5 protein-coding genes and 3 pseudogenes are annotated in these 8,049 nt (G+C 68.6%); 6 read left to right on the top strand and 2 right to left on the bottom strand.

What is annotated here, in order from left to right; translation table 11 throughout:
* Positions 1-201: 201 nt before the first annotated feature.
* The 4 genes and pseudogenes from AQJ11_RS53065 to AQJ11_RS44890 form a co-directional block, all read left to right on the top strand.
* A pseudogene (locus tag AQJ11_RS53065) lies at positions 202-669 on the top strand (diacylglycerol kinase family protein); the annotation flags it as partial.
* Between the two features lie 797 nt (positions 670-1,466).
* Positions 1,467-2,321 (top strand): maleylpyruvate isomerase N-terminal domain-containing protein, encoded by an 855-nt coding sequence (locus tag AQJ11_RS44900; protein ID WP_059267373.1) that lies wholly within the window; start codon positions 1,467-1,469, stop codon positions 2,319-2,321.
* A gap of 340 nt (positions 2,322-2,661) precedes the next feature.
* A complete protein-coding gene (locus AQJ11_RS44895; protein WP_063807764.1) occupies positions 2,662-3,432 on the top strand; it encodes a thioesterase II family protein in 771 nt (256 codons plus the stop codon).
* Between the two features lie 161 nt (positions 3,433-3,593).
* Positions 3,594-4,487, top strand: a complete 894-nt coding sequence (locus AQJ11_RS44890) for an SAM-dependent methyltransferase (protein ID WP_159061822.1) — start codon at positions 3,594-3,596, stop codon at positions 4,485-4,487.
* Between the two features lie 267 nt (positions 4,488-4,754).
* Here AQJ11_RS44890 and AQJ11_RS44885 read toward each other — a convergent pair.
* Positions 4,755-5,623: pseudogene (locus tag AQJ11_RS44885) on the bottom strand (IS5 family transposase).
* A gap of 270 nt (positions 5,624-5,893) precedes the next feature.
* A pseudogene (locus AQJ11_RS52055) lies at positions 5,894-6,232 on the bottom strand (hypothetical protein); the annotation flags it as partial.
* Between the two features lie 411 nt (positions 6,233-6,643).
* Between AQJ11_RS52055 and AQJ11_RS44880 the strand changes: the two are divergent.
* Together AQJ11_RS44880 and AQJ11_RS44875 are read left to right on the top strand one after the other, a co-directional pair.
* Positions 6,644-7,219 carry a TerD family protein gene (locus AQJ11_RS44880; protein WP_014668916.1) on the top strand — a complete coding sequence of 192 codons (576 nt, stop codon included), beginning with the start codon at positions 6,644-6,646 and terminating at the stop codon, positions 7,217-7,219.
* Between the two features lie 14 nt (positions 7,220-7,233).
* Positions 7,234-7,521: a twin-arginine translocase TatA/TatE family subunit gene (locus AQJ11_RS44875; protein ID WP_059267370.1), complete on the top strand. Its 288-nt coding sequence runs from the start codon at positions 7,234-7,236 to the stop codon at positions 7,519-7,521.
* Positions 7,522-8,049: the final 528 nt, after the last annotated feature.

Genomic DNA, 8,049 nt, shown 5'->3' with positions numbered 1-8,049 from the left:
GAGCCGAGGGGGAACGACGCCCGGTCGGTCATGGCCAGAAGCATGTGCCGGGATCCCGGGGCCAGCGGCGCCAGCAAGGCAGGCGCCGCGGCCGGCATTCGCCGGCCCCGCCCGCCACGGAACCGATCCGCGGCCTTGTCGTGAGCGCTGCTCCCACCTCCCGCAGTGTGAAGCGCGCCGCCCTTCATCGGTGTCAGTGCCGTGTCAGTTTCGCGTCAGTGCCATCTCAGGTCTGCCTGGCAGGGTTGGCCGCGGACCGCCCGGAACGGTCGTCACGCCGCATTTCACGCCACACACGAGCAGGTGCCATGTCACGGTGACTCGGGTCCTCCGGGGCCCTCGCGGAGATGGGGTTCCGCGGGTCCGGACAACAGGGCGCGTTCCGTTCCCTCCATCGTCCCGATAGGGAGCTCGCTTTCATGGCAGTACAGGCAACCTCCACTTCCAGGCGCGCCCTGGGGGTCACCTGGGGGTCACCAATTCGATGGCGGGAACCAGGCGACGCCGAAAAGGCGGTTGGGCAGGCCTCGGCCGGCCATCTCGGTCCGCCGCCTCGACCTCGTCGTGGTGGCGGGCGGTGACGGTGCGGTGCGAGAAATCACGGCCGGATTGATCGGCCACGACGGTCCCGCAGCCGTCGACATGGCGATCGTCCCAGCCGGTACGGGGGACTCCGCCTGCGGGATGCCGCGGGGCGAGCGTCCGTGGGCGGCATCCTCGGCGGAAGTCGTCCGTACCGTACGCGAGACGGGCGCCCACGTCCTTCTGGGCTGCTGCTCCGGTGTCACCGCCGAGACACTGGTCAAGGTCCGCTCACTGCCACTGACCGGCACGGCTCGCTGTGCGCCGGCCCGTGCTGAGACCGCCGCCTCATTCACCCCCTGCTCGGGTCCTGTCGACGGCGTCGTGCTCCGTGCGGGACCGGCCGTGCCGACGAACTCGGGGTGCGGGCAGTACCGGGTGCCGCCGTACTCACGGCTGGACGACGGGCTGCCCGACATCCGCGTGATCGAGGGGGAAGTGCCGCCCAGCGACGTCCCTGCGCTCGCGGCTGACGCGAGCCGCACGGGTGCGCCCGCACAGCACGGGCGCTGCGGGAGCCGCGCAGCGGAGCGGCTGGACGGTGAGGCTCCCTGCTTCGAGCACGACGGCGAGCTGCGGCGGCCGGGCCCGCGGAGGATCTCTTCGACGCGTGTCCCCACGCCCTGCCCGTCTGGGGTACGCCCAGCGAGGTTCTGTTCGCCCGTGCCGCGCACGGACCGCAGGGCGCGCCTGTCCCAGCCGTTCACCAGCCGCTCCGCCGGCCTGCGGCCCGGCTGTGCACCAGCAGCCCTCATCCGGTCCCGCGATTCCGGGAGTCTCGCCATCATGTCGGTATCCGCACCGGTGGTGCGAGACCGACGTGACGTCATCTCGATCAAAAGCCAGCGTCGCGACTCGGCGGTGCGCAAGTGGGGAGTCATTCAGTGTCATCGATCGACTTCAAACGCCTGTGTGAGGGCGTGTTCTCGGAGACCGAAAGTTTCGTGGCCGCCCTGGACGGTGTGCCCCTGGAGCAACCGGTGCCGACCTGCCCTGGATGGACCGCCGGTCAGCTCATGGTGCACGTGCACCAGGCCCAGGAGTGGGCGGCGGTCATTGTCGAGACCCGGGCCACCCAGAGGGTGTCGCTGCTGGAGATCGGCGGCGGCGACGGCGACCTCTCCGGCGACTGGAGCGAGCAGATCCACCAGCTGACGCTCCGCGCGCTGGACAGCTTCGGCGATCCGGTGGATCGAAGGCGTCTGTCGCAGTGGATCACCGACGGGGCCCGGAGGCTGACCTCCGCGCTCCTTGAGGCCGGACCGGACACGGCCGTCTGGCGGGAGTTCTGCCCTCCGCGCGTGAGGACCTGGGCCCGCTGGGCGTTGCTTGAGACATCGCTGCATCGGGCGGACGCGGAAGTGCTCGCCGCCCGGGAGTTCCGCATCGACACCGATCTCGCGGTCGACAGCATCGACCAGTGGCTCGCTTACGTCCGTGAACCTGCCGCCGCGCCGTTCCTCGACCCCCGGTTGGCGAACATGAAGGGCAACGGCGAGCGACTGCGCTTCCAGCCCACGGACGTGGACGGTCACGAAGGGTGGCTGGCGGTGTGCACTCCCCAAGGACTGGCCACCTCCGCCTGGCGACCGGGTGACGGCGATGACGTGGTTGTCCGCGGAACGGCTTCGGATCTCCTTCTGCTGCTCAAGCGCCGGATTCCCCTGGCGGGGTCATCCGTGGCGGTGACCGGCGAGAGGGTCCTGCTCGAACGCTGGCTGGACAACGTTCTATGCTGAGGCCCGCTGATGCCTCGTACGCCGACCCGCAATCCGGAAGTTTCGAGGCGGACGAGACCTCGGCCCCTCGGCGGCAGGCGCGGCACGGCACCGGACGCCGCGTTCGCCGGGAAGCACGTGAGCGCCCGGATGCCGGGCCGGTTGCCCGAGCCGCGGCGAACCGACGGACCTCCGCTTCAGCTCGGCGACAGCGGCACCCACGCCGTGCTGCGCCGCGTCGCCCGGGCTACGACGGCCGGCTGCCGTTCCTGCCCACTGCCTACGGGAAGGCTTGGCGGCGCATCGAGGAACTGCACGCCGCAAACAAACGCCCCCTCACGACGACGCAGACCGAGGCCACATGTCACACACACCCTCGCAACCCGGTGAATGGTTCCCGCCCTCAGGCCGCGCCTCCGACGACGACGCGGACGTCCAGTTGTTCCTCTTTCCGCACGCCGGTGGAACTGGCGCGATGTACCGGGAGTGGGCGGCGACGATGCCTGCCACCGTCGAGCCGCGCGTGCTCCATCTGCCGGGCCGGTGGGGACGTGGGGACGAGGCGCCCCTCACCCGGCTCCCGCTGCTACTGGCGCGCATAGGTGAGGCGCTGGAAGCCGAACTGGACGGCCGCCCCTACGCGTTGTTCGGGCACAGCTTCGGCGCGCTTCTGGCGTATCGGCTTGCCGTTCAGTTCGAGAAGGAGGGCATGACGGCGCCCTCCGTACTAGCCGTCTCCGGCTGGGTGCCCGGCGAAGACATACTGGCGAAGCAGCGGGCGGTATCGGACATGTCCGGTGACGAACTCGTCGCGGCAGTCAAGGAGTTGGGACTGTTGCCCACGGGGTCCGTACTGGCTGAAGAGCTTCTGAGGACGGCGCTACCGGCGCTGCGCGCTGATTTCGGGGCGGCGGCCCAGTACTTGGACGACGGTGCGCAGGTCTCCTGTCCGGTGGTAGCGTTCGCCGGCCGGTCGGACCCGCTCGTCGTCGCGAGCGCGATGGGGGTGTGGGCCGATCGCACCTCGAACTTCGTCGGCGTCACGGAGTACCCAGGAGACCACTTCTACCTCTTTGACCATGCCATTTCCATGCAGCTGAGCCTTCAGCAACTTCTCCAGCTCCCAACGTAGCCGGTGTGGCGCGTGCAGGGACCCACGCGTATGGGCGGCTTCAGGACGGACCGACCCGCGGGACAGCCCGAGTACCGTCCACAGATTCTCCACCCTTCTTTCAAGGCGCGCAGCCTCCCCTACATCGCTTTGGCCGAATACCGCACAGAGAGGACGAAATCTTGTCCGACATCGAACCGCCCAGTGGAATCGGATGGACCGCACTGCTCACCGCATATTGCAGGTCGGTCGAATCCGAACGACCGGACCGCATTTTCAACGATCCACTGGGGGCCGTGTTCGCTTCCGAAGCGACTGAGACGAGCATGCCCGACGCTGAAAGGCCCCGGCTCGGGCCGGCGAACGGCGACCACACAACCGGGATGTGGCACTTCTACTGCACCTACATCGCGATGCGGACACCGTTCTACGACCAGCGCCTCACGCATGCTGTCGCGTCCGGCTGCAGGCAGGTCGTTCTTCTCGCGGCGGGACTGGACAGCCGGGCCTACAGGCTTGATCTGCCTGACGACACCACGGTTTTCGAACTGGACCAGGACGCTGTTCTGGACTACAAGCAACGCGTGCTCGACCGGGAGCAGGCGCAGGCGTCCTGCCGCCGCGTCCCGATCGCCGTCGACCTGCGCGAGGAGTGGACCGGGCCGCTGCTCGCTGCGGGCTTCGACCCGAAGAAAGCGACCGTGTGGATAGTGGAGGGCTTATTGATGTACCTCTCCGACAGCGACTGCTCCCAGCTGTTGAGCACGGTTGGCTCGCTGTCGGCACCGGGCAGTCGACTGGTCACGGAGTATTACAGTCGGCAACCGCGGGTCGAGGACATGCGAAGTGGTTCGAAGGACGAACAGGAACAGGCCTCCTGGGCGCTGGCCATGGAACAGTTCGACACCGGTCCCACGTCCTCTCCCGCCACTTGGCTGGCGGATCACCGATGGGAGCTCACGGGTCTCACGCACGTGGCTGCGGAGACCCATCGATGGAACCGTCCACTACCGCCCGAACTCGACCAGAGCGACATCATCCTCTGGCTCCTCGAAGGAGAGCTCAAGACGACCTGAGAGCAACCCCGGCCGGGCCCATCCCAGAGCGGAGACGGCCCGGCTCGCGGCATCCAGCGGCGTCGTGCGCGCCGAGTGCGCGATGTCCGCCGGGGAGGTGCGGCCGGTCTGGGTGTGGTTCAGCGCGCCCCTCGTGGCCCGCTGGGCGAGCGTCCCAGGGCTCGCGTACGACGTGGTCATCAGGCTCGATCGTGCCGCCGCCCGCGCCGGTGGAAGCATGACACCGCACGGCGCTCGGCCCCTTAGAGATCGTTTTCTCCCGATGTTTCATCCCGGAATTCTTGTTTGGTCCTGTGGTGTCGGACCGCGCCAGGAGATGGTGGATTCGCCGGTGAGGCGGCGGGCCATCAGGTCGGTCATGGCGACGTGGATCACGGCTTCGGAGCGGGCGGGCAGGGTCTCGTGGTCGCGCGTGAGGCGGCGGTGGAACATCAGCCATCCGTAGGTCCGCTCCACGGTCCAGCGCTTCGGCAGCGGAGTGAATCCCCTGGTCCCGGGTGTGCGTTGGACGATTTCCATGTCGATGCCGAGGGTGGCTGCGTGCTCGATGAGGTGCCGGCGGTAGCCGCCGTCCACCCAGACTTTGCGGATGGCAGGGTGGGCGGCGGCCACCTGGTCGATCAGATCAGTGCCAGCGACGGAGTCCTGCACGCTCGCGGCGGTGACCAGCACAGCCAGGAGCAGTCCGAGGGTGTCGGTGATGATGCTCCGCTTGCGGCCGACGATTTCTTCGCCGCGTCGGTGCCCTGCCCGGCGGCCGGGACGCTGGTGGAGGTCTTCACGCTCTGGGCGTCGATCACGCACGCGGACGCCTCCGCGTCCTTGCCCTCCTTCTGCCGTAACAGCCTGCGCAGTACGCCGGTGAGCTGGGCGAACACGCCGTCCTTCTGCCATTTGGCGAAGTAGCCGTAGCAGGTCTCCCAGGGCGGGAAGTCGTGCGGCAGGCAGCGCCACTGCACGCCGGTGCGGTCCACATACAAGATCGCGTTCATGATCTCGCGCAGATCGTGCTCGGGCGGGCTCCCGATCTTCAGCGCATGCCGGCGACGCTCGGCCCGCCAGGCGCTCAGCACCGGCTCGATCAACTCCCAGCGGGCATCCGACAGATCACTCGGATACGGACGACGTTCGGCAATGACCCGGACATACCGCTGGTCAGGGGCGTGCGCCCAGGCGCGCAGTGTGACCAGCAGGAGCACGTTCGGCCAGCTTCCCGGAATGAGACAGGCACACGTTGCATGCTGTCTCAGCCGTCACCCCGCATGGCACGTTGGCCACGTCAACCCCGTCAATCGCACCGAAGCGACGACCTCGTGGGGCGCGCACCTCCGCGTACACGTCGATCAGGTCCGCTCGGACCTCGTTCAGGTCGGCAGACGAGCGCAGTTCGACGGCCGGTGCTGTGGTCACGCTGATGCCCTCCATGCGGCTACGTGCTCGTTCCTGGTCTGCGTCACGGGGCTGCGAGGAGCGGTGGCGCGCAGCGCGGCCCCGAACTCGCTCACCATGCGGGAGACCCGCGGGTGTTGGGTAGCGGCATCGGCAGGGACTCGCATCGCGGTGGCTGTGGCCGTGTCGGCCTCGCCCTGGTGAGCTGGGCGTGCGAGGCGGGTTGTGGTGCCTGCTCGGGAACGAACCATGTGGGGGCGCAGGGCGGCCAGGCAGCGGTGTGCGTGGTCCTCGGCCGTTGTGTAGTCGCCGAGCGCGAGGTACGCGGACAGGGCGAGGGAGTGCAGTCCGGCCTCACTGGATCGAGACAATGCGGGGCTTCAGCCGAACGATCGTCCTCGCATGCGGTGGACGAGGCCCGGGGACACTTCCCTTCACCATCACGCTCCTTCCGACCACACCCGTCCGGCGAACATGTCCGCGTTCGTGCCGCCCGTCCCGCCGACCGCGGTCCAGGGTTCTTCTCAAGCTGCGTGTGGCGGAGCCGGACCCGGCCGTCGGCGACGTCGCGGCCTGTGACGATCAGGGTGTTCGCCGTTCAGAGGCTGCTCCCCGGGCGGTAGCCGACCCGGACCTCACACCTGTCCGGCCTCCGCTGCCGTGGACGTCGGGAGCCGTACGTCGCGGGGACTCCCGACCGCCCCCACTCCTTCTACAGTCCTGTAGATTCATTCTGGAACGTCATCGTCTCACCGAGGAGGAGAGCAGTGGGAGTTTCCCTGTCCAAGGGTGGCAATGTCTCGCTCAGCAAGGAGGCGCCGGGCCTGACCGCCGTCCTGGTCGGACTGGGCTGGGACGTGCGGACCACCACCGGTGCCGACTACGACCTGGACGCCTCGGCGCTGCTGCTCGACGCATCCGGCAAGGTGCTCTCGGACCGGCACTTCGTCTTCTACAACAACCTCACCAGCCCGGACGGGTCGGTCGAGCACACCGGCGACAACCTCACGGGTGAGGGCGAGGGCGACGACGAGACCGTCAAGGTGAACCTCGCCGCCGTACCCGCCGAGGTCGACAAGATCGTCTTCCCCGTGTCCATCCACGACGCCGAGAGCCGCGGCCAGAGCTTCGGCCAGGTCCGCAACGCCTTCATCCGCATCGTCAACCAGGCCGGTGGCGCGGAGATCGCCCGGTATGACCTCTCCGAGGACGCCTCCACCGAGACGGCGATGGTCTTCGGCGAGCTGTACCGGCACGGTGCCGAGTGGAAGTTCCGTGCCGTCGGGCAGGGATACGCCTCCGGGCTCGCCGGCATCGCCGCCGATTTCGGCGTCAACGTCTGACGGGCGGCCCCTCCGTGTTCGGACTGAGCGAACTCGCGGTCATCCTGATCGTCGTCATTGCCGTCCTGGCCGCCAAGAAGCTGCCCGAACTGGCCCGTTCCGCGGGCAAGTCGGCACGCATCCTCAAGGCCGAGGCCAAGGCGATGAACGACGGACAGCCGACGGCGCAACCGCGCGTGATCCCAGGGGAGACCGTCACCCCCCAAGCCAAGACCGCCACCTCCCAAGCCACCTCCGCAGTCCCCGACGCGGACCACCAGTCGGCCGCACCGCTCGACGACGGGAAGCAGCAGCGGCGTTGAAGCGACGGGCGGGCGGTCGGCACCTGACGGGTGACCGCCTGCCCGCCCTCGCGCACCCGCGCGGGGAGATGCCGACGGTGGTCCGGCACGTCCGTGAATACCTCGACCGGCGCGCGTCCGTGAAGAACTGCCCGCCGCGACCACACGAAGGATGGCGCCCCAGGCGAGCGGGCCGACGGCCGGCGCCGGCGAGCGCGCCCGTCGCAGGGACCACCCGGACGCCGACCCCGGGACCGGGGCCGCTGCCGCTGCCGCTGCCGCTGCCGCTGCCGCCACGATAGTCCACGCCCCAAATGGGCATGCTTCAATGCAAGTTACTCCCCAAGGACCCGTTTCACGCCATTACTGCGCGCAACAGGGCCAAGGCGCGCCATAAACATTTCCCCGCTGCTCCGATAGCATGTTCGAACTCGCGCCGACCGACCCTCCGTCCGACACCAGAATCCATGCCACCCAGCGCGAAAAGTGACCCTGCTCAACTACCCAACACATCGGCCAGACAGTTGACATCTAGGACATCGCGGGTGT

Origin of the sequence: Streptomyces corchorusii (assembly GCF_001514055.1) — a bacterium.
GTDB classification, from domain to species: Bacteria; Actinomycetota; Actinomycetes; order Streptomycetales; family Streptomycetaceae; genus Streptomyces; species Streptomyces olivaceoviridis.
The sequence above is the reverse complement of the archived record's forward strand: the minus strand, read 5'-3'. Positions and strand labels throughout refer to the sequence as shown.

Excerpts from the sequence above, each read along its gene's own strand:
- AQJ11_RS44895 (WP_063807764.1), top strand. The coding sequence starts at position 2,662 with ATGTCACACACACCCTCGCAACCCGGTGAATGGTTCCCGCCCTCAGGC.